26 protein-coding genes are annotated in these 20,790 nt (G+C 66.7%); 5 read left to right on the top strand and 21 right to left on the bottom strand.

Going from position 1 to position 20,790, the window contains the following annotated elements:
* Positions 1 to 19: 19 nt before the first annotated feature.
* The 12 genes from rpsQ to ACZY0B_RS14460 form a co-directional block, all read right to left on the bottom strand.
* Complete coding sequence (rpsQ, locus tag ACZY0B_RS14515; protein WP_463764817.1) at positions 20 to 364, bottom strand: 30S ribosomal protein S17; 345 nt, start codon at positions 362 to 364, stop codon at positions 20 to 22.
* On the bottom strand, positions 364 to 597 hold the full coding sequence (gene rpmC, locus ACZY0B_RS14510; RefSeq protein ID WP_463764816.1) for a 50S ribosomal protein L29: 234 nt from the start codon (positions 595 to 597) through the stop codon (positions 364 to 366). Before rpmC ends, rpsQ begins: the two co-directional genes overlap by 1 nt.
* Complete coding sequence (gene rplP, locus ACZY0B_RS14505) at positions 597 to 1,013, bottom strand: 50S ribosomal protein L16 (RefSeq protein WP_096284779.1); 417 nt, start codon at positions 1,011 to 1,013, stop codon at positions 597 to 599. Before rplP ends, rpmC begins: the two co-directional genes overlap by 1 nt.
* A 2-nt stretch (positions 1,014 to 1,015) precedes the next feature.
* Positions 1,016 to 1,852 (bottom strand): 30S ribosomal protein S3, encoded by an 837-nt coding sequence (gene rpsC / locus ACZY0B_RS14500; protein WP_463764815.1) that lies wholly within the window; start codon positions 1,850 to 1,852, stop codon positions 1,016 to 1,018.
* Entirely contained in the window at positions 1,852 to 2,427 is a 576-nt protein-coding gene (gene rplV / locus ACZY0B_RS14495; protein ID WP_463764814.1) for a 50S ribosomal protein L22, read from the bottom strand. The genes rpsC and rplV overlap by 1 nt, the downstream gene beginning before the upstream one ends.
* The gene (rpsS, locus tag ACZY0B_RS14490; RefSeq protein ID WP_019514048.1) at positions 2,424 to 2,705 is read right to left on the bottom strand and encodes a 30S ribosomal protein S19; all 282 of its coding nucleotides are present in this window, start codon (positions 2,703 to 2,705) and stop codon (positions 2,424 to 2,426) included. The genes rplV and rpsS overlap by 4 nt, the downstream gene beginning before the upstream one ends.
* A gap of 18 nt (positions 2,706 to 2,723) precedes the next feature.
* Complete coding sequence (rplB, locus tag ACZY0B_RS14485) at positions 2,724 to 3,566, bottom strand: 50S ribosomal protein L2 (RefSeq protein WP_463764813.1); 843 nt, start codon at positions 3,564 to 3,566, stop codon at positions 2,724 to 2,726.
* A 29-nt stretch (positions 3,567 to 3,595) separates the two neighbouring features.
* Complete coding sequence (gene rplW / locus ACZY0B_RS14480; RefSeq protein ID WP_463764812.1) at positions 3,596 to 3,898, bottom strand: 50S ribosomal protein L23; 303 nt, start codon at positions 3,896 to 3,898, stop codon at positions 3,596 to 3,598.
* Positions 3,898 to 4,566 (bottom strand): 50S ribosomal protein L4, encoded by a 669-nt coding sequence (gene rplD, locus ACZY0B_RS14475; RefSeq protein WP_463764811.1) that lies wholly within the window; start codon positions 4,564 to 4,566, stop codon positions 3,898 to 3,900. The genes rplW and rplD overlap by 1 nt, the downstream gene beginning before the upstream one ends.
* Positions 4,566 to 5,219: a 50S ribosomal protein L3 gene (gene rplC / locus ACZY0B_RS14470; protein ID WP_463764810.1), complete on the bottom strand. Its 654-nt coding sequence runs from the start codon at positions 5,217 to 5,219 to the stop codon at positions 4,566 to 4,568. The genes rplD and rplC overlap by 1 nt, the downstream gene beginning before the upstream one ends.
* A 14-nt stretch (positions 5,220 to 5,233) precedes the next feature.
* Entirely contained in the window at positions 5,234 to 5,539 is a 306-nt protein-coding gene (gene rpsJ, locus ACZY0B_RS14465) for a 30S ribosomal protein S10 (protein WP_003873519.1), read from the bottom strand.
* 516 nt (positions 5,540 to 6,055) lie between these two features.
* Positions 6,056 to 6,658 carry a TetR/AcrR family transcriptional regulator gene (locus ACZY0B_RS14460; RefSeq protein ID WP_463764852.1) on the bottom strand — a complete coding sequence of 201 codons (603 nt, stop codon included), beginning with the start codon at positions 6,656 to 6,658 and terminating at the stop codon, positions 6,056 to 6,058.
* A 244-nt stretch (positions 6,659 to 6,902) separates the two neighbouring features.
* On the opposite strand from ACZY0B_RS14460, the gene ACZY0B_RS14455 reads away from it, so the two are divergent.
* Complete coding sequence (locus ACZY0B_RS14455) at positions 6,903 to 8,387, top strand: MFS transporter (RefSeq protein WP_463764809.1); 1,485 nt, start codon at positions 6,903 to 6,905, stop codon at positions 8,385 to 8,387.
* An 8-nt stretch (positions 8,388 to 8,395) separates the two neighbouring features.
* Here the strand turns inward: ACZY0B_RS14455 and mftG are convergent, their stop codons facing one another.
* From mftG to mftA, 7 genes are all read right to left on the bottom strand, one after another.
* Positions 8,396 to 9,829, bottom strand: coding sequence for a mycofactocin dehydrogenase MftG (gene mftG, locus ACZY0B_RS14450; RefSeq protein WP_463764808.1), 1,434 nt, complete (start codon positions 9,827 to 9,829; stop codon positions 8,396 to 8,398).
* An 8-nt stretch (positions 9,830 to 9,837) separates the two neighbouring features.
* Positions 9,838 to 11,250 (bottom strand): mycofactocin biosynthesis glycosyltransferase MftF, encoded by a 1,413-nt coding sequence (mftF, locus tag ACZY0B_RS14445; RefSeq protein ID WP_463764806.1) that lies wholly within the window; start codon positions 11,248 to 11,250, stop codon positions 9,838 to 9,840.
* A complete protein-coding gene (gene mftE / locus ACZY0B_RS14440; protein ID WP_463764805.1) occupies positions 11,247 to 11,978 on the bottom strand; it encodes a mycofactocin biosynthesis peptidyl-dipeptidase MftE in 732 nt (243 codons plus the stop codon). Before mftE ends, mftF begins: the two co-directional genes overlap by 4 nt.
* Positions 11,979 to 12,255: 277 nt before the next feature.
* Entirely contained in the window at positions 12,256 to 13,425 is a 1,170-nt protein-coding gene (gene mftD / locus ACZY0B_RS14435; RefSeq protein ID WP_463764804.1) for a pre-mycofactocin synthase MftD, read from the bottom strand.
* A 2-nt stretch (positions 13,426 to 13,427) separates the two neighbouring features.
* Positions 13,428 to 14,618: a mycofactocin radical SAM maturase gene (mftC, locus tag ACZY0B_RS14430; protein WP_463764803.1), complete on the bottom strand. Its 1,191-nt coding sequence runs from the start codon at positions 14,616 to 14,618 to the stop codon at positions 13,428 to 13,430.
* Positions 14,615 to 14,944 (bottom strand): mycofactocin biosynthesis chaperone MftB, encoded by a 330-nt coding sequence (gene mftB, locus ACZY0B_RS14425; RefSeq protein ID WP_463764802.1) that lies wholly within the window; start codon positions 14,942 to 14,944, stop codon positions 14,615 to 14,617. Before mftB ends, mftC begins: the two co-directional genes overlap by 4 nt.
* A complete protein-coding gene (gene mftA / locus ACZY0B_RS14420) occupies positions 14,929 to 15,018 on the bottom strand; it encodes a mycofactocin precursor MftA (protein ID WP_036466690.1) in 90 nt (29 codons plus the stop codon). Before mftA ends, mftB begins: the two co-directional genes overlap by 16 nt.
* Positions 15,019 to 15,116: 98 nt before the next feature.
* On the opposite strand from mftA, the gene mftR reads away from it, so the two are divergent.
* From mftR to ACZY0B_RS14400, 4 genes are all read left to right on the top strand, one after another.
* Entirely contained in the window at positions 15,117 to 15,713 is a 597-nt protein-coding gene (gene mftR, locus ACZY0B_RS14415) for a mycofactocin system transcriptional regulator (RefSeq protein ID WP_463764801.1), read from the top strand.
* Positions 15,710 to 16,771 carry a DUF2332 domain-containing protein gene (locus ACZY0B_RS14410; protein WP_463764851.1) on the top strand — a complete coding sequence of 354 codons (1,062 nt, stop codon included), beginning with the start codon at positions 15,710 to 15,712 and terminating at the stop codon, positions 16,769 to 16,771. The genes mftR and ACZY0B_RS14410 overlap by 4 nt, the downstream gene beginning before the upstream one ends.
* Positions 16,772 to 16,838: 67 nt before the next feature.
* On the top strand, positions 16,839 to 17,360 hold the full coding sequence (locus ACZY0B_RS14405; RefSeq protein ID WP_463764800.1) for an RNA polymerase sigma factor: 522 nt from the start codon (positions 16,839 to 16,841) through the stop codon (positions 17,358 to 17,360).
* Positions 17,357 to 18,631 carry a VOC family protein gene (locus tag ACZY0B_RS14400; protein WP_463764799.1) on the top strand — a complete coding sequence of 425 codons (1,275 nt, stop codon included), beginning with the start codon at positions 17,357 to 17,359 and terminating at the stop codon, positions 18,629 to 18,631. The genes ACZY0B_RS14405 and ACZY0B_RS14400 overlap by 4 nt, the downstream gene beginning before the upstream one ends.
* On the opposite strand, the gene ACZY0B_RS14395 is transcribed toward ACZY0B_RS14400, so the two are convergent.
* Both ACZY0B_RS14395 and ACZY0B_RS14390 read right to left on the bottom strand, forming a co-directional pair.
* Complete coding sequence (locus ACZY0B_RS14395) at positions 18,628 to 19,611, bottom strand: D-2-hydroxyacid dehydrogenase family protein (RefSeq protein WP_463764798.1); 984 nt, start codon at positions 19,609 to 19,611, stop codon at positions 18,628 to 18,630. The genes ACZY0B_RS14400 and ACZY0B_RS14395 overlap by 4 nt on opposite strands.
* 6 nt (positions 19,612 to 19,617) lie before the next feature.
* Entirely contained in the window at positions 19,618 to 20,790 is a 1,173-nt protein-coding gene (locus ACZY0B_RS14390; protein ID WP_463764797.1) for an NAD(P)/FAD-dependent oxidoreductase, read from the bottom strand.

The following is a 20,790-nucleotide window of genomic DNA, read 5'->3' as shown; positions in this document are numbered from 1 at the left end:
GTTCCGTGTTTGCTTGGAGTTACTTGGCCTTTTCCAGCACCTCGACGAGACGCCACCGCTTGGTGGCCGACGTCGGGCGCGTCTCCATCAGCGAGACGCGGTCGCCGACGCCGGCGACGCTGTCCTCGTCGTGCGCCTTGACCTTCTTGGTCGTCCGGATGATCTTGCCGTACAGCGCGTGACGCATCCGGTCTTCCAGCTCGACCACGATGGTCTTCTGCATCTTGTCGCTCACCACGTAGCCGATGCGCGTCTTGCGCCGGCCACGTGTCTTCGGGTTGGCCGGAGTGCGCTGGGGGCCCTTCTCTTTCGAAGCGCCATCCTTCGCGGCGGCCTTCTTGGGGGCGGCCTTAGCTTCTGCCATCACGATTCCTTACCGTCGGGTCCGGACGCCAGGCCCAGCTCTCGTTCACGCAGCACCGTGTACACACGGGCGATTTCCGAACGCACCGTGCGCAGTCGGCGGTTGTTGCTGAGCTGTCCCGTCGCCATTTGGAAGCGGAGGTTGAACAGCTCCTCCTTGGATTCGCGCAGGCGATCGGTCAGCTCCTCGTCGGTGAGCTCACGCAGTTCGCCAGGCGAAATGCCCACTGCCATCAGAACTGATCCTCTCGGGTGATGATGCGTGCCTTGATCGGCAACTTGTGGATTGCCCGGGTCAGCGCTTCCCGGGCGGTCTGCTCGTTGGGGTAGCTGAGCTCGAACAGCACCCGGCCCGGCTTGACGTTGACGACCCACCACTCCGGGGAGCCTTTACCGGAACCCATCCGGGTTTCCGCGGGCTTCTTGGTCAGCGGCCGGTCCGGGAAGACGTTGATCCACACCTTGCCGCCACGCTTGATGTGGCGGTTGATCGCGATACGCGCGGACTCGATCTGCCGGTTGGTGACGTAGGCGTGCTCGAGGGCCTGGATGCCGAAGTCGCCGAAGTTCACCTCCGTGCCACCGCTGGCGATGCCGCGCTGGCGGGGATGGTGCTGCTTGCGGTGCTTGACTCTGCGGGGAATCAACATGTTCAGCTCTCCGTGCTCTGCGGTTCAGGGGCAGGCGCACTTTCGGCCGCGGCGGACGCCGTGCTTTCCTCGGCGCCGGCGGCCCGTCCAGCCTCAGTGCTGGTGGCCGTGGTACCCGATGCGCCGCTGCGGCGCGGGCGGGTGCCCGACGGCCGTTCGCGACGCGGACGGTCGGCACCTGCCGGTGCGGCAGCGGCCAATTCGCGCTTGCCACCGACGATGTCGCCCTTGTAGATCCACACCTTCACACCGATCCGGCCGAAGGTGGTCTTGGCCTCGTACAGGCCGTAGTCGATGTCGGCGCGCAGGGTGTGCAGTGGCACGCGCCCCTCGCGATAGAACTCGGAGCGGCTCATCTCGGCGCCACCGAGGCGGCCCGAGCACTGCACCCGGATGCCCTTGACGTTGGGCTGACGCATCGCCGACTGGATGGCCTTACGCATCGCACGACGGAACGCCACGCGGTTGCTCAGCTGCTCGGCCACACCTTGGGCCACCAATTGTGCTTGCGACTCCGGGTTTTTGACCTCGAGGATGTTCAGCTGGACCTGCTTGCCGGTCAGCTTCTCCAGATCCGCACGGATTCGGTCAGCCTCGGTGCCGCGGCGGCCGATGACGATGCCGGGACGCGCGGTGTGGATGTCGACCCGGACGCGGTCGCGGGTGCGCTCGATCTCCACGTCGGCGATGCCGGCGCGCTCCAGACCGGTGGACAGCAGCCGACGGATCGCTACGTCTTCCTTGACGTAGTCGGCGTACTGCTTGTCGGCGTACCAGCGGGACTTCCAGTCGGTGGTAATCCCCAACCGGAAGCCGTGCGGATTGATCTTCTGGCCCACTAGTCTGAGCCTCCCTTCGCGTCAGAAGTCTCAGACGTCTTGGCTTCAGATTTAGGCGCTGCCTTTTTCGCGGGCGCCTTCTTGGCCGCGGGCGCCTTCTTGGCGGGCGCGTTGGCCTTTGGACCAGAACCAGCCTTCTTGGCCGGTGCCTTCGCGGCGGCCTTGCTGCCCTCGGCGCGACGAGCCCGCGACGACTTCGAGGACTGCTGGTCCTTGCCCGGGCGGCTTTCCAGCACGACGGTGATGTGGCTGGTGCGCCGGCGGATCCGGAACGCACGGCCCTGGGCGCGCGGCCGGATGCGCTTGGCGGTCGGGCCATCGTCGGCGTAGACCGTGGCGACCACCAGGGTGGTCGGGTCCAGGCCGTTGTTGTTCTGCGCGTTGGCCGCGGCACTGGCGATCACCTTGGCGACCGGCTCACTGGCGGCCTGCGGCGCCCAGCGCAAGATGTCGAGCGCGTCGGCCACGGATTTGCCGCGCACCAGGTCGATCACCCGGCGCGCTTTGGTCGGCGATACCCGCACGAACCGTGCTTTGGCGACGGCCGACGGATATTCAGTCGTCGTGGTGCTCATCGGCGCTTGGCCTTTCGGTCGTCCTTGATGTGGCCCTTGAAGGTGCGCGTCGGCGCGAACTCACCGAGCTTGTGGCCGACCATCGACTCGGTGACGAACACCGGGACGTGCTTGCGGCCGTCGTGCACGGCGAAGGTGTGGCCAATGAAATCCGGAATGATCGTCGAACGACGCGACCAGGTCTTGATGACCTGCTTGCTGTTCTTCTCGTTCTGCACGTCCACCTTTTTGAGCAGGTGGTCGTCTACGAACGGACCCTTCTTCAGGCTGCGTGGCATGGCTTGTTCCTCGACTTCCTAGCGCCCGTGCTTCTTGCCGGTACGCCGACGTCGGACGATGAGCTTGTTACTGGGCTTGTTCGGCTGGCGGGTACGGCCCTCGGGCTTACCCCACGGGCTGACTGGGTGGCGACCACCGGAGGTCTTGCCCTCACCACCACCGTGCGGGTGGTCCACCGGGTTCATCACGACACCACGGACCGTCGGACGCTTGCCCTTCCAGCGCATACGACCGGCCTTGCCCCAGTTGATGTTTGCCTGCTCGGCGTTGCCCACCTCGCCGACGGTGGCGCGGCAGCGCACGTCGACACGGCGGATCTCACCGCTGGGCATACGCAGCGACGCGTAGGCGCCCTCTTTACCGAGCAACTGGATGCTGGACCCGGCCGACCGCGCCAGCTTGGCGCCACCGCCCGGACGCAGCTCCACGGCGTGGACCAACGTACCGGCCGGGATGTTGCGCAACGGCAGGTTGTTGCCGGGCTTGATGTCGGCGTTGGCGCCGGATTCCACCACATCGCCCTGCGAGAGTCCCTGCGGGGCAATGATGTAGCGCTTCTCGCCATCCAGGAAGTGCAGCAGCGCGATGTTGGCGGTGCGGTTGGGGTCGTACTCGATGTGCGCGACCTTCGCGTTGACGCCGTCTTTGTCGTTGCGCCGGAAGTCGATCACCCGGTAGGCACGCTTGTGACCACCACCCTTATGACGAGTGGTGATGCGGCCGTGGGCATTGCGTCCGCCATGACCGTGCAGCGGGCGCACCAACGACTTCTCCGGCTCCGTACGAGTGATCTCGGCGAAGTCGGACACGCTCGCGCCGCGACGACCGGGGGTCGTCGGCTTGTATTTGCGAATTGCCATGTCTTATCAGGTCTCTTTCTCGCGCGCGGCTAGGCCGGTGCTCCGAAAAGGTCAATCGGCTTGCTGCCCGGGGCCAGGGTGACAATCGCGCGCTTGGTGCCCTTGCGCTTGCCGAACCCGGTCCGGGCGCGCTTCCGCTTGCCCTGCCGGTTCGCGGTGTTCACCGATGCGACCTTGACGGAGAAGATCTTCTCGATAGCGATCTTGATCTGCGTCTTGTTCGAATCGGGGCGCACCACGAAGGTGTACACGTTGTCGTCGAGCAGTGCGTAGGACTTCTCGGAGATGACCGGAGCCAGGATGATGTCGCGTGGGTCAGTGACGGTCGCCATCAGGCCGAAACCTCCACATCATTGTTGTCAGCCGTTCCCCTTGCTGCGGAGATGTAGGCGTTGAGCGCCTCGACGCTGAACACCACGTCGTCGGAGAGCAGCACGTCGTAGGTGTTGAGCTGGTCGGGCGCCAGGATGTGCACACCGGGCAGGTTGCGCACGCTCTTGCTACCGGCCTCGTCGGTGCGGCCGACGACGACCAGCACCCGCTTGCGATCGGTCAGCGTGCTCAGAAATGCCTTGGCGTTCTTGGTAGACGGAGTCTGACCCGACACCAGCTCGGTGACCGCGTGGATGCGGCCGTTGCGGGCCCGGTCGGACAGCGCACCGCGCAATGCGGCCGCGATCATCTTCTTGGGCGTGCGCTGGCTGTAGTCGCGCGGCTTGGGACCGTGCACGACACCACCACCGGCGAACTGCGGGGCGCGGGTCGAACCCTGCCGCGCGCGTCCGGTGCCCTTCTGCCGGTAGGGCTTACGGCCACCACCGCTGACCTCGCCGCGTGTCTTGGTCGAGTGCGTGCCCTGGCGGGCCGCGGCCCGTTGCGCGGTGACCACCTGGTGCATCAACGCGATATTGGCCGGGGCGTCGAACAATTCGGCGGGCAGCTCGATGGAGCCGTCGACCTTGCCGTCCGGCGTCTTTACGTCAATCTTTACCGCTGCCATTACTTTTCACCTCGTTTGACCGCGCTGCGGACCACGACGAGTCCGCCGGTGCGGCCGGGGACCGCACCCTTGATCAACAGCACGCCGTTCTCGGCATCGACCTTGTGCACCACCAGGTTCTGGACGGTCACCCGGTCGCTACCCATCCGGCCCGCCATCCGCGTGCCCTTGAAGACGCGCGCGGGAGTGGCACAGCCACCGATCGAACCCGGACGGCGGTGCACCGCCTGAGCACCGTGGCTGGCGCCCTGGCCGCGGAAGCCGTGGCGCTTCATCGTGCCGGCGAAGCCCTTGCCCTTGGAGGTACCGGTCACGTCGACATAGGCGCCGTCGGCGAAGATCTCGGCCGTCAGCTCCTGGCCGACCTCGTATTCGGCTGCCGCGTCGGGGTTGTCCAAACGCAGCTCAGCCAAGTGACGGCGCGGGTTCACACCCGCGGCGGCGTACTGGCCCGTGACGGGCTTGTTGACTTTCCGTGGGCTGATTTCGCCGTAGGCCAACTGCACGGCGCTGTAGCCGTCGAGCTCCGGGGTGCGGATGCGCGTCACCACGTTGGGCCCCGCCTTGACCACAGTCACCGGCACGACCCGGTTGTTCTCGTCGAACACCTGCGTCATGCCCAGCTTGGTACCCAGAATGCCTTTTCTTGCCATGAGTTCTGGATCTCCTACTGGATGTTGACGTCGACACTGGCCGGAAGATCGATGCGCATCAGCGCGTCAACGGTCTTCGGCGTCGGATCAAGAATGTCGATCAACCGCTTGTGCGTACGCATCTCGAAGTGCTCCCGCGAGTCCTTGTACTTATGCGGGGAGCGGATGACGCAATACACGTTCTTCTCGGTCGGCAGCGGCACCGGCCCTACGACGCTGGCACCCGTACGGACGACGGTCTCGACGATCTTGCGCGCCGAGGCGTCGATGGCCTCATGGTCGTAGGCCTTAAGCCTGATGCGGATCTTCTGTCCCGCCACGCTTCTCCTACCCTCACTCCTCTTGAGACCCGTATTCGGGCCTGGTGCCCCCGGCGCGCTTCGACTCGGCCGTCTGAGGCCGATCGAGCGTCGCGCCGGTTAATGCGCCGCTGTTTACCTGTCGTGGTCCACCGGCCCCCGCGGTCGGGTGTGTCACCCGCACGCAGCCTCATCCGCGGCCAAAATTCGTCGCCGATAAGGATGGGACCGGACGCGCCCGTTTGGGCGCTGGTCGTATGCCCGTCCAGGCGCGAACCCGGCGCAAGGCAACCCGAACAGTATGCCTCAGATCATCGCTTCGGCCAAATCTCGGTCGGTCGTCGGCCGCACGCCTACGCCGGTTCGCTTATCCCCTGGTCAGCGGGCCGCTTGTGCGGTCCGGGCTTTAGCTGTGCGCCCCGGGTTTTCACCGTGCGCCCACGGTGAGGAATCGCCGGGATACACCGCCGCCAAAGCACACCTAAAACCGTAGGCGCACCCGCAACGACCCCATCGCCACGACGTTCGTCGGCGGACTCAAGCACCTGCCGATTCGATACTCGCTGCGCTAGCCCTGCCCTGCGCACGCTGAACGTGCAGGAAACCGTCGACGGCCGCGAGCGCGCATTCCCGATAGTCGAAATCCGGCAGCGTCGACAGACGCCCCAGCACCAGCGGGCCGATCAGCATGGCAATGGCGCGGGATCGGTCCACCTCACCCAGTTCGGCCGCCTCCGGGCTATCGAATAAGGCATCGAACGGCGCCGCATACTGCTGGGCGATCCGCTCGCGAAGCGTGGTGATGGCCGGGCTGTCGGTGGAGTTGTTGTGGGGTTCTGGCAAACCTTCGAGGTCGCGGCCCAGGGCCAGCCAGGACATGGCGGTCATGACGGCCGGTGCCTGGGCCACCGATTCGGCTTGGGCAAGCACAAGGGCGAGAAGGCGATCCCGCAGCGAGCCCTCGTCGGGCGGCGTCGGGGACGGCGGGATGAGGCTGTTGAATGCCGCGGCCAGCAAATCATTGCCACTCGGGAAGTGGCGATACAGGGTGGCTCTCGCTACGTTGGCGGTACGGGTGACGGCTTCCACGGTCACCGCACTGGGACCCCCGGACCGCAGCAGCGCCGCGGCGGCGTCCAGCAAACGAGCCCGCGACCGCGCTGGCCGGGGATCCGTACTTCCCTCGGTGATTGTGACTCACCTCCCTGTTTAGCAACAAGACTATCGGTCTATCTACGAGACTATTGGTCTTAAAACTTCGTACGGCCCCCGAAGGGAGGCGCGTCTCATGGTCGATGTCCTTGTCCGGCCTGACCAGCGTACTGATGCGATCAGCATCGGCGGTAGCCCTCGCGCGCGAGCCTGGACCCTGGCGGTCGCCTGCATGGGTGTCGCACTGGTCGTCGCGTCGATGACGGCGCTGAACACCGCGCTGGGTGATCTCGCGGTGGCGACCTCGGCGACGCAGTCGCAGCTGAACTGGATCGTTGACGGCTACACCGTTGCGCTGGCCTGCCTGCTGCTGCCCGCCGGCGCCATCGGTGATCGCTACGGCAGGCGCGGCGCGCTGCTGACCGGTCTGTTGGTGTTCGCGCTCGGCTCGGTGACACCCGCGATATTGCACAGTCCCCTGCAGATCATCGCGGGACGCGCGGTGGCCGGCGTCGGCGCGGCCTTCGTCATGCCCGCGACGCTGTCACTGCTGACCGTGGCCTACCCGAAAGACGACCGCATGAAGGCCGTCGGCATCTGGGCCGGTACCGCCGGATCCGGCGGGGTCCTCGGCTTGATCGGTTCCGGCCTGCTGCTCCGCTTTTGGGATTGGCACGCGATCTTCTGGTCGCTGGGCATCGCCGGCCTGGTGATCTTCGCCCTGGCATGTACCGTCTCACCGTCTCGCGACCACACCGCTCCCCGCATCGATGCGCTGGGCGCAGTCCTGATCGGAGCCGCCGTCGCGATTGCGGTGGCCGCCATCCTGGAAGCACCCAACCGCGGCTGGGACGATCCGCTGGTCTGGGGCGGCATCGCCGCGGGGGTGATCATCGCCGCGCTGTTCGGTGTCGTCGAATTCCGGCGGCAGCAGCCACTTCTCGATGTGCGGCTGTTCGCCGATCCCAATTTCGCCACCGGCGTGGCAGCGATCGTCGTTCTGTTCGGCGCAACGTTCGGGTTCTTCTATATAGGCATGCAGTATGTCCAGCAGATCATGGGCTATTCACCGCTGACGACGGCAATTGCGTTCGGCCCCTTCATGGTGCCGTTGGGCATCTTCTCGGCGCTGTCGTTCTGGTATGTGCCGAAACTCGGGCTACGCCTTGTGTTGTTCATCGGCACCCTGCTGATGGCGGTTGGTTTCGCGTGCATGTACGGACTGGACCTGCACTCGAGCTACTCTCAATTCGCCTGGCCGACATTGGTTCTGGCTACCGGAATCGGAATCTGCACGGCACCGACGACTTCAGCGATCATGGGCGCGGTCCCCGACGAAAAACAGGGAGTCGCCTCCGCGGTGAACGACACCTCGCGGGAGATGGGCGGCGCGTTGGGAATCGCCGTGGCCGGTTCGATCCTGGCCGGACGCTATTCCCATGAGCTGGCGCCACAATTGGTGACCTTCCCGCCGCCGGTGCGCGGCCCGGCTACCGACTCACTGGCCAAGGCCGTGGAGATGGCCGGCCAACTCGGGCCGCAAGGGGCCAAGCTCGCCGAGCTCAGCAAGACCGCATTCCTCACGGCCATGCACGCGTCCACGATCGTGATGGCCGTGATCGTCGCCGTGATTTCCATCTTGATCGCGCTGTGGGCTCCCGGACGGGATGGAAAACAGCTACGCCTGGTGCGCCGGATTCTTACCCGCCGCGGATAGCCTGCCGCTCAGCGAACGAATTCCGCTGCGCGGTGCCCGAGCATCACGATGGTGGCGTGCGGTCCACGACTGGTGATCGTGGGCAGGACGGATCCGTCGATCACCCAGAGGTTCTCTATCCCGCGCACGCGACATGTTGGGTCGACGACCGCGTGCGGGTCACCGTCGGTACCCATCGGGGCGCTGGCGCACAGGTGCTGCGAGGTCGCCCATGCCGGTGGACCGACATATGTTGCCGCACTGGCAAGTTCACGGGCCAGCTCGCTGCCGAGGTGCAGGGCCGCGATGTCCTCGGGCTCGCTGTCGTAGCGGTGCTCGATCTGCGGGGGCACGGCCGGATCCGCGGACACCAGCGAAAGGCGCCCGCGTGCCCGCGGCTGCATCAACGCCACACCGATGTGCGGCCAGTCTGGATGACCCGCGGTGCCGTCGCCGGTCATCGCGACGAAGCCACCGGTGTACGGTCTGATCTCGATATCGTCGGCGGCGTTGAGCACCACCTCCAGCACGGGCCGGCCGGTGGCCACCGTCCAGTCGGTGGGCAACACCCATTCGGGGTGATCGCTGCAGAACAATCCCACCGGAAGCGGCGCTACCACCGGCACGCCAAGGCCCCGCAACATCGGCTCATCACCGATACCGGACAGCATCAACAGATGCGCCGATTGAATAGCACCAGCACACAACACAATTCGGTCAGCAGTAAGTGTGGTCGGGCCATTGGGGCCCACCGCGTCGACCCCCACGGCGGCGGTGCCGTCAAACCGCAGCCGCACGGCACGAGTCTGCGACAGCAAGGTCAGATTCGATCGGCCCAGGGCCGGCAGCAGATATCCGGCTCCCGATCCGATCCGTACCCCGTCGACGATGTTGAGCGGCACAGCGCCCACACCGGGCACCAGCTCCGGCCCGCAATCGTTGAGGTCGGTGATCCAGGAAAACCCGGCAGCTTGCGCCGCGGCGATGAAACGTTCAGTGGTGCCGGCCATTTCGTGCGTGCGGCGAATATGGATCGGACCACTATCGCCGTGGGCGGGGCCGTCGAAATCGAGGTCGGTCTCGATGGCCCGGAAATGTTCGATGACGTCGGACCATGCCCAGCCCGGTATTGCGGCCCGGTCAAAATCGCGTGGCAACCCGCGACAGAAATATCCGCCGTTAATCGCCCCCGAACCCCCGACCGTCGCCCCGCGCACGATCGGAAATTCGCGGACGGGCTGCTCGGTGATGCGGGCCTGAAAGCGCTGCACCAGCGGGCTGCCGGCCCCGATCGGCAGCTGCAGCCCATTGATGGTTTGCGCCAGCAGCGCCGGATCGGTGAGAGCGGGACCCGCCTCGAGGACGGTCACGGTGCAGCCAGGATCGGCGGAAAGACGTTCGGCAACAACCGATCCAGCACTTCCGGCACCGACGATCAGCACATCGCTGCGCGTGGTGGTCAAGGCGGTGACTAGCTCCGGATTTGCGGCTTGAGCGCGCGCAGGTTGCGTTCGCGCACCACGCCCCACCACAGCCCGAGGCCGTAGGCCAAGTCGTCGACGCGCTTGAGCAACAGATAGGTCAGCAGCCCGATCGGCTCGGCCTCGTCGCCGGTGGCGTCCCGGCGACGGAGCCAGTCGACGACTCCGTCCATTACGGCCGCGACCACCACGACGTGTCTGCAGTGCCGCGACATGATCGCCGCGAGCAGCGCCACCGGCCAGTAGTGCCGGCAGATGGCCGATGCCAGCTGCAACGCCGCCGACCACAGACCGCGGGCCGCGATCACCACGACGTCGGCAAACGAGGTCTCGGCGCTGCGCATGGCTCGGGCGATACGCCGACCGGTGAAGATCGCGATCACGATCGAGGCCAGCTGGGACAGGCTCGTCCCGAGCGCCATCAGTATCCAGGCCATCAGCGCCCAGCCCGAGATGACCACCGGGGCGGTCTTGTCTGGGTGGCGCACCGACAACGGCGCCGCCGAACCGCCGTAGAATGCCTTGCGCGCGAGCCAATCCCGCCATTGCGTGCGGTGATCGTGGGCGACCAGCGCAATCGGCTCGTAGCGCAGCCGGGCGCCCGCCTCAATGAGCCGCCAGCACAGGTCGACGTCCTCGCCGGACTGCATGGTCTCGTCGAACCCGCCGACCTCATTGAGGGCCGAGCGGCGGCAGATCATCGCCGCGCTGGGCACGTAGGACACCGTGCTGTGCGGCACCACCGGCGCTTCGCGCTGCCCGAGGTCCAGTGAGGAGTGCACCGCCTCGTACCGAGCCACCACGTTCTCGCTGTGTGCCAGGCCCACGATGCGTGGAGCCACCAGGGCCACGGTGGGGTCGCAGAAGTGACCGAGGAGGGCTTCCAGCCAGCCGCGGCGCGGCGACACGTCGGAGTCCAGGAATGCGACGAAGTCGGTGGTGCAGGCCGCCAGCCCGGTGTTGCGCGCCGCCGCCGGCCCCTTGCTGCGGGGGTGGTGCAACACCTCGATGTCGCAGTGCGTGCCGGCGAAGTCCGCCGCCTCGATCGGCGGCGACGAACCGTCGTCCACCACGATCACCCGCAGGCCGCGCAGCGAGTTCACCAGGCGTCGCACCCCAGAAGCGTTGTCCCGCACCGGGATTACTACGGTGACATCGCGGTGCGACGGGCCGCCGGCAGGCCGCGGATGTGCGACGGTGGCGTCCAGCAAGGTGCGGGCCAGTTGGGCGCTGACGTCGTCGCGAACCTTCAGCCGGCCATCCGAGAGCATGCCCTGGGCGGCGGGAGCCAGCTTGAGCAGTCGGGTCGGTGAGCCGCCGAGCAACGCCGAGCCGTCGCCGAGCACCCGCACGCGGCGATCGACCTGAACGGCGAACCCGTCCGGCAGTCGAGGCTGACTCATGTCAGCATGCCGTCGGGGCCGGGCGACCAACGCACGATCCGGCGCACGCAGCCGTCGACCATCTCGGAGAAGATGCGTTTGCCCTCGGCCGCGGTGGCGGTGGTCGGGTCGCCCAATACGCCTGCCGGGCTGACCGCCGCGACGCCGCCGCTGCGCATCGCCGGGAGCAACTCGGGCAGCGGCGACCGATTCCCGGCCAGCCACCGGTCGGTCAGCACATCGGACGGCGAGATATGCAGCAACACCGATGTTTCGGTATGGCCCGCATGGGCATCCGCGCCGGCGGCGGCGCAGGGACACCAGGCGACGTCACGACCTTCGGCACGAAGCGTCCGCACGGCGCGGTGCAACGCCTCCGCGTTGCCGCCGTGGCCGTTGACGAAGACCAGGCGCTGGGCCCAGCAGGCGGCCGACCTGCCGTACTCGACCAGCAGCAGCGTCAGGGCGTCGGTGCCGATGGAGATGGTTCCGGCGAAACTCTGGTGCTCGCCGCTGGCGCCGTAGGCGATGGCCGGCGCGACCAACCAGGCCTGGGCGAGGCATGCCCTGACCCCTCGGGCAACCGCGGTCGCGATCCTGGTGTCGGTGTCCAACGGCAGGTGCGGACCATGTTGCTCGGTCGACCCCAGCGGAATCATTATCGACGGCGAGGTGGGAAATAGCTCGCTCGACGTCGCAGCTCCTAATTCGCCGAGTACGGGCACTCGGTGATGGTAGGCCGAATTCACCTGGCGTGCACCAATTGTTGAGCGTTCAAAGTTATTTTTTTTCTGGGCTGTTCATCGAGGCGCCGAAATTCGGCTCGTCCGTCACGGTTGCCACGCGCGTATCACAATTTTCGCACACGTCGATTTTCGCTGCCAATCGCACATCCGCGCGATTTCCGTGGCATTGCGACGAGGTCCGCCGCAGCTCCTCGCGCTAAATCGGGCAAAGCCGCCCAAGATGCTCAGAATTTGCCTGGGTGCCGCCAAGATCGTCGGCCCAAGCCGCCTTGCCCGGAGGCTAGCCGAGCGCGCGGGTGAAACCATCCGGCACCAGAATGTCGTCCGGGCTCAAGTCGTGGACCGAGGCGTGCCCCAGCCCCATGAGCGCCGAGTCGATACCCCCGCGCAATATGTCGAGCACGTTTTCGACGCCGGCTTGACCATTGGCGGCGAGGCCCCACAGATAGGCACGACCGATCATCACCGCCCGCGCCCCCAAGGCCACCGCCTTCACGACGTCGCTGCCGCGCCGGATTCCGCCGTCCAGCAAGACCTCGACCTGATCGCCCACCGCCGCCACCACCGCGGGCAGCGCACGGATCGACGCGGGCGTCCCGTCCAGGTTGTTGCCGCCGTGGTTCGACACCGATATCGCCGAAACACCGGCATCCACAGCCCTTTTCGCGTCATCGACGCGCATGACGCCCTTCAGCATGAACGACCCGCCCCAGAGCTCGCGCAGCCAGGCGATGTCCTCCCACGTCGGCGGCGGTGTGCCCATCCACTCGCCGTAGGCAGCGAAGAAGGGCGGGCCCAGCTCGCCGCGCCGGGCCTGGTTCGGCACCCGCAGGTCCGGTGGCCGCAGGGTCTTGCCGAACTTCCACAACCACCGGGGCTTGAAGGCCGCCTCCGGGGACAACCGCAGGATGGTCCGCAGGTTCATCTCTTCGGGAATCTTGGGGCTGCCCCAGTCGCGTCCGTGCGAGAAGGACCAGTCGGTGGTGACGATCAATCCGACCGCGCCGGCCGCACGCGCCCGCTCCACCCGCTCGGCGATCGCATCGCGCCCGCCCAGCCAGTACACCTGGAAGAACAGCTTGGGGTTTGCGGCGATGACCTCTTCGATCGGCTTGCTGGCGAACGAGGACAAGCCCATCGCCGTTCCCCGCGCCGCGGCGGCCCGCGCGACGGCGACCTCGCCGTCCGGGTCCACCGCCTGGACGCCGGTCGGCGAAATCAAGACCGGCATCGAAATGTCTTGTCCCATAACGGTGGTCGACAGATCGCGCTTTTCCTGTGCGCCCACAACATGGGGCGCGAAACCGAGCTCACCGAAGGCTTCGACGTTGTCGGAGGACGTAATTCCCTTTTCGCTGGCCGCAACCAGGGCTGCATAAACGGATTTCGGCAGCCGGCGCTTCGCGCGTTGCTGAGCGATCGCTACGGTTTCAAACCACTCCTCGGCCACGGCTATACCGGGCTTTCATTGCAGAACCGCGCCGGTGGTTGCTGCGGCGGCCGCACGGACAGGGTCAGCGGCACCGGCTGGCGCACCTTTTGTCCGCGCGAGTGGTCGGCACGTGGGCGTGGGGTCTCGCGGTCCCGGGCCAGCGCCGACGCACTGTGCCCCTGGACGCACTCGGGATCCGGCCCGTCCATCGGCAGGCCGGTGAAGAACTTGGCCGCCATGCAGCCGCCGCGGCAGCTGTCGTAATGCCCGCAGCTGCCACAGGCGCCCGCCGACTGCGGCTCGCGCAGCTCGCGGAAAAGCGGGGCATTCTTCCAAACGTTGTCAAAACCACCGTCAGACAACACATTTCCGGCCAGGAAGCGGTCATGGATGGCGAACGGGCAGGCATACACGTCGCCCACCGGGTCGATCAGGCACACCACCCGGCCGGCTCCGCACATGTTCAGGCCGGCCAGCGCGCCGGACGAGCCGAGCGGGGCCAGATGGAAGAAGGAGTCGCCGGTGAGCACCCGCTCCCCCTTGGCGACCAGCCAGTCATACAGCTGGACCTGCTGGTCCGCGGTGGGGTGCAGCTCTTCCCAGACGTCCGCGCCACGCCCCGAGGGCCGCAGCCGGGTGATCCGCAGCGTCGCGCCGTAACGGCTTGCCAGGGCGGCGAATTCATCGAGCTGGTCGACGTTGTGCCGGGTGACCACAACGGAGATCTTGGCGTCGGAGAATCCGGCCGCGGCCAGGTTTTCCAGCGCACGCACCGCCATCGCGAACGATCCGGGCCCGCGGACGGCGTCGTTGACCTCGGCGGTCGCACCGTCCAGCGAGATCTGGACGTCCACGTAGTCGCTGGCCGCCAGCCGCGCGGCGACCTCCGGCGTGATCCGGACCCCGTTGGTCGAGAACTTCACACCGACGTGGTGCTCGGTGGCGTAGTCCACCAGCTCCCAAAAGTCCGGGCGCACAGTGGGTTCCCCGCCACCGATGTTGACGTAGAACACCTGCATGCGTTCCAGCTCGTCGATGATGTCCTTGCACTGGCGGGTGGACAGCTCGCGTGGGTCGCGCTTACCCGAGGAGGAAAGACAGTGCACGCAGGCCAGGTTGCAGGCGTACGTGAGCTCCCACGTCAGGCAGATGGGCGCGTCCAACCCGTGCTCGAATTGCTCGATGAGCCGTGGTACGGCCGCGGTTGTCATTGATGATCCTCCTGGGGTAACAGCATGCGGGAATCGACCAGCACACCCAACGCGTGCAGGTAGGGCCCCTGCTCGGAGTCCTCGACTCCCTGCGCGCGCAAAGCCGACCGGACGTCGGGATGGTCGGCCAGCGACCGCACCACCGCAAGGATGGTGCGGTTCTTCAGAAAAGACAGCTTGCGGGTGCCGAAGTGATAGAGCAGTGCGCCAAACGGTTCCGGTCGAACCGCGACCTGCGGGTGCAATCGCCAACCGCGATCAGGATCGAACCGGCTTTGGGTCGGTCGTGCCTGCGCGGGCGCAGGCACGGTCAGTAAACCCCGCACATTCCGTCGATGGACACCTCTTCAACCAGAGTCTCGGTGACGAGCTCGGCGTCGGTTTCGATCTCGCGGTCCATATGAATTGCCTCTCCTACGGTCTCGACAACGAAGGTCGTTCTTGTCACAATCGACGTCAGAATATGGCATCGAGTGCCGAAATGGAAGGGCGGGTCTGATGCTTCCGCAGTCGCGGTTGGGCCGGCGCCGCTCGACGACACCAGACCACATCACCGACGTCGCGATCGAGCTGTTCACGGCGCGCGGTTTCGCCGAGGTCAGCGTCGACGATGTCGCGCAGGCTGCCGGGATCTCGCGGCGCACGTTGTTCCGCTACTACGCCTCCAAAAACGCCATCCTGTGGGGCGAGTTCGACGGCCACCTCGCGCATCTGCGGGAACTGCTCGACGCGGTCGGCCCGCGGGTTCCGCTGGGCGACGCGCTGCGGGCGGCACTGTTGGCGTTCAACACCTTTGACGACTCCGAGACCGCCCAGCACCGCCAGCGGATGCGGGTCATCCTGCAGACGGCCGAACTGCAGGCGTATTCGATGACGATGTACGCCGGCTGGCGCGAGGTGATCGCAGAATTCGTCGCCCGGCGCTCGGGCGCCAAGACGACCGACCTGGCGCCCCAGACCGTCGCATGGACGCTGCTCGGTGTCGCACTCTCGGCCTACGAGCATTGGCTGGGCGACGAATCCGTCCCGTTGCCGGTGGCTCTCGGCAACGCCTTCGACGTCGTCGGCACCGGGCTGCAAAGGCTGAAGTCATAAGCGCCAACACCGAGCACCTGCTGCACACTCTGCGATCGCAGGGCCGCTTCTGCGGCGCCTCCGGGTCCACGATGTACCGCGAGCTGTTCGAGCTGGTGGCCTCCGATGTCGAAGCCGGCGGCATCTTCGCGTCGATCCTGTCCGGCCACGAAGATGACCCGTCACGCGAGGCGGTGCCGCTACGGCTGCTGGGCGGCTTGCACCGGTTGGTGCTCGGCGGCCGGGCACCAGGATTGCGCCAGTGGTATCCCAGCACCGGCGGCACCTGGGACGCCAGCAGCGCGTGGCCCGAGATCAAGGTCGTCGCCGTCGACCATGCCGACTCGCTGCGCGCGGCGCTGGGTCATCCGCCGCAAACCAACGAGGTGGGTCGATCTGCCGCGCTGATCGGCGCTTTGCTGCGCATCAATCACGAAATCGGTTTCCCGGTACGACTTTTCGAGGTCGGATGTAGCGCCGGGCTGAACCTGCGTGCCGACAATTACCAGTACCGCTATGGCAGCGGGCAGTGGGGACCGAGCGACTCGCCGGTGCTCATCGAAGACGCGTGGCAGGGTCGGTTGCCGCCGGCCGGTTCGGTGCAGATCGTCGAACGGCGCGGTTACGACATCGCACCCATTGACGTCACCGGCGTCACCGGCACAGACGGGGAGATGACCGCATTGAGCTATGTCTGGCCCGACCAGGCCGCCCGGCTGGAGAGGCTACGCGGCGCCATCGCGGTCGCCCGGAAGGTACCGGCACAGCTGGTGCGGCAAAGCGCCGCCGACGCGGTCGCCGGCCTGACACTGGCCGACGGCGCATTGACCGTGCTGTGGCATTCGATCACTTGGCAGTACCTGTCCGAGCACGAACGCGCGGCCGTGCGCGCTGGCGTCAATGCACTGGGTGCACGCGCTGATGCCCGCTCCCCCTTCGCGCACCTGACGATGGAGCCCGCGCGCGACGGCCCGGACTCTGGGCTGAAGTTCCTGGTGCGCGTGCGTCGCTGGCCGGGCGGTGACCAAGGCGTTCTGGGTGAATGCCATGCGCATGGCGCACCCGTGAACTGGCAATAGCGGCGATATTGAAAACTTTTCGCGCACAACCCGTCGGAGTTGGCCGTGCTGCGGCGACGATAAGGGTGTGAGCGCCGAAACGGATCACCAATCCGACGCTCGACGCGCGCTTTTGGCGCTCTACGACGAGGCGTTGCCGCTGGTTTACGGGTACTTCGTCCGACGCTGTGGCGATCGCGGCGCGGCGGAGGACCTGACGTCGGAGACGTTTCTCGCCGCGATGGACGCCGCTCGCAAGGCCGAACCGCCGCCGATCACGATTGCGTGGTTGCTCGGCGTGGCGCGACACAAGCTGGCCGACCACTACCGGCGCGGTCCGGACCGGCTCAGCGTGCCGGTGGCCGAGCTGCCGGAGCCCGTCGACACGGCCGACGACTGCGACGCCGAACTGGATCGCCTGGTCGCCGAAGCCGTGCTGGCCCGGCTGGCCGAGGCACACCGCACGGTGCTGGTGCTGCGCTACATGGACGACTGCAGCGTCGGCGAGTGCGCCGCGCTGATCGGGCGCACGGTGCACGCCACCGAAGCATTACTGGTGCGGGCACGCCGCGCATTCAAGAAGCAATACCCGGAGGGAGGCATGTCATGAACCCGCGCGACCATAGCGACCCGCTCAGCGTGCTGCACACCAATGACCCTCCCGTTCAACCCGATTCGGCCTTTGCCGCGCGGCTGCGCCGGCAATTGGAATCCGCGCTCTCCCTACCAGAAGGAGTTGTCATGAGCGGCACTACCACCGCCATTGCCGAACTGGCCGAACCCGTTACACCGACTGCACCGCGGCCGGCGGCACTGCCCTACCTGAGCGTGGTGAACGCGCGTGCGGCCATCGCCTGGTACGCCGACGCATTCGGCGCCGTCGTAGTCGGCGATCCCATCGTCATGGACGACGGACGAATTGGGCACGCCGAGATCGCGATTGATGATGGCGTGCTGTATCTGGCTGACGAGTACCCTGAGCTCGGCTTGAAAGCGCCTGCCCCGAACGCTGTTTCGGTCAGTCTGATGCTGCATGTGACGGACGCCGATGCCGCCGTGCAGCGAGCACGCGAACACGGTGCCACCGTCGAACGAGAGGTCTACGAAAACTACGGAACGCGCAACGCAACCATCGTCGACCCGTTCGGGCACCGCTGGATGCTGTCCGGGCCGTCGGCGGTGCCCGGTGGCGGCATCCGGCACGGCGACATCGGATATGTCTCGGTGTGGACCCCGGACGCCGACCGCGCGGCCGCCTTCTACGGGCATGTGCTGGGCTGGATATACGACCCCGCGTCGCATCGGGTGACCAACACCGATCTGCCGACCGGAATCTTCGCCACCGATCAACCCGCCACCTTGTTCTGCTGCTACGCCGTCGCGGACGTGCAGGCCGCTCGCATCGCGATAGCCGAGGCGGGCGGTGTCCCGGGCGAGATCCGGCAGACCGACTACGGCGTCCTGCTCGACGCCACCGACCCGCAGGGCGCGGCGTTCGCGGTTCACCAACCGAGCGCCGTACGAAAACGCCCGAAGATCAACGGCTCTGGGCCCGGCGAACTGTCCTACGTCACCTACCAGGTGCCGGATACAGCCGGGTTCCGCGATTTCTATGGCCGGCTGTTGCGCTGGAGCTTCGAGCCCGGCCGCGTGGCCGACGGCTGGCAGGTGGTGGGCACGCATCCGATGGCCGGCGCCGCCGGTGGCAGCGAGCGTCCCACCACCGTGCCGATGTGGACAGTGGCCGATATCGAGGTGGCGGTCACGCGGGTCCGCGAGGCCGGCGGCACCGTGCTTGCCGAGCCGGCCCGCCAGCCCTACGGCGTGACCGCCGAGTGCACCGACGATCAGGGTGCGCGGTTCTACCTGGGCGAGTTCTAGTTCAGCGCTTCGGGATTGGCGATCCGAATCGGCGTTCCGTCCAGCCAGGACACCACGGCTTCGATGCTGTCCGAGTAGAAGGCGCCCAACATTTCGCGGGTGACGTACCCCAGGTGCGGTGACAACGTCACATTCGGCAGGCGCCGCAACGGATGATCGGCCGCGGGCGGTTCGACGTCGAAGACGTCGAGCCCGGCTCCGGCGATGCGCCCGGTCCGCAGCGCCGTGATCAGCGCCGCCTCGTCGACGATGGGGCCCCGCGACGTGTTGATCAGGTGGGCGTGTGGCTTCATCAACGCAAGTTCCGGTTCGCCGACCAAACCTCTCGTCCGCTCGGAGAGCACCAGGTGAATGGAGACCACATCGGAGGACTCGAACAAAGCCGCTTTCGAAACTCGGCTCGCGCCGGCCGCAACCGCGGTCTCCTCGGTGAGATTCTGGCTCCAAGCAACGACATCCATGTCAAACACCTTGGCGTATTCGGCCATCCGCTTGCCGGTCCGGCCCAGACCCAGCAACCCGAGTGTCTTACCGGCAAGCGTCACACCGACGCTGCTCTGCCACCCACCGTCTCGCATCCGCCGATGCTCGTCGGCCAGATTGCGCACCGTCGCGATCAGCAACCCCCAGGCGAGTTCCGGAGTGGCGTCGCGGACGGTCCTGAAGCGAGGGTTCGCGAAATCCGAATGGGCAACCAGTACACCGCATTCGCTGGCCGCGGCCATGTCCAGGTTCGGCAGGCTCATGCCCACGATCGTGATCAGCTTCAAATTGGGCAGCCGCTCGATCAGCGTGCGCGGCAGTGCCATACGTTCGCGCAGGGTACAGATCACCTCGAACGGCCGCAGGACCTCCGCCGCCTCCGCTTCGGAGAGATGTCGGTCGAAGACGGTGATGTCGGATCGGCTCTGCACCGGCGACCAGTCGGCGAGCTCGAGCGCCATGCCGGCGTAGTCATCGAGTATCGCCACCCGGCGCATCTGGTGTCAGCCCAGCATTTCCGAAATGGGTGTTGCGGCAGCGATTTTGCCGCGGGCCTTCATGACTTTGCCCGGCATGCCGCCGCCGACCACACCGACCACTACCCCGTCGCGCTCGTAGTACGCCAGAAACTTTCGGCCGTCATCCTCGACCAGATGCACGGTGTCGGTGGCTTCCGGCTCCCCCAGGCACTGGATCTTGACATCGTATTGGTCGCTCCAGAAGTACGGCACGACCGTGACCGACGGCACCTCTTGACCAAGCATCGCGGGCACCACCACCCGGGCCTGATCGGCCACATTGCTCCAATGCTCCACGCGCGCTTGATGTCCCGTCGCATCACGCCAGGAGGCGACGTCGCCAAGGGCCCACACGTTGGGCGCACTGGTGCGCCCGGCCTCGTCGCAGATGACACCGTTGTCGACCTCGACGCCGCTGCCCTGTAGCCACTCGGTGGCCGGCCGTGATCCGATGCCGACGACCACCAGGTCACTCGGCAACTCGCTGCCATCGGTCAGCACCACCGTCTCGACGTGGCCCGCACCGCGTACCTCGGCAACGCCGATGCCGGTGCGCACATCGACACCCTCATCGCGATGCAGCCGCGTCACCAGTTCGCCGATCTGTTCGCCGAGCACCGAGGCCAACGGCGTCGGCTGCGGCTCCACCAGCACGACGTCAACCCCCAGGTTGCGCAGGCTGGCCGCAACCTCGCAGCCGATGAAACCCGCGCCGACCACCACGGCGCGCTGCGCCTTCAAGGCGTGCTCGCGCAGCGCCATGCTCTCGTCGAACGAACGCAGCACGCGGATGCCGTCGAGGTCCGGGAACGCCGGAATGCGCCGCGGGACCAAACCCGTCGCGATCACCAGCTGGTCGTAGCCGAGCGACGTTCCGTCGGACAGCGTCAGCGTCTGCGCGGGGGTGTCCAGGCCGGTGGCCGCCGCGCCCAGCCGCAGTGTGATGTTGTTTTCGTCGTAGTACTCACGCGGCTTGAGGGCGACGTCGTCGACCTCTTTGCGCAGCACTTCCTTGGACAACGGCGGCCGGTCGTAGGGCAGATGCACCTCGTCGCTGACGATCGTGACGGGTCCGGCGTACTCCGACCGACGCAATTGCTCGGCCGTGCGGGCAGCAGCCAGCCCTCCCCCGACGATCACGATTCCGTTATTGCTCAC

Source organism: Mycobacterium sp. IDUB_19, assembly GCF_055419445.1.
This window is presented reverse-complemented; position numbering and strand designations above follow the sequence as displayed.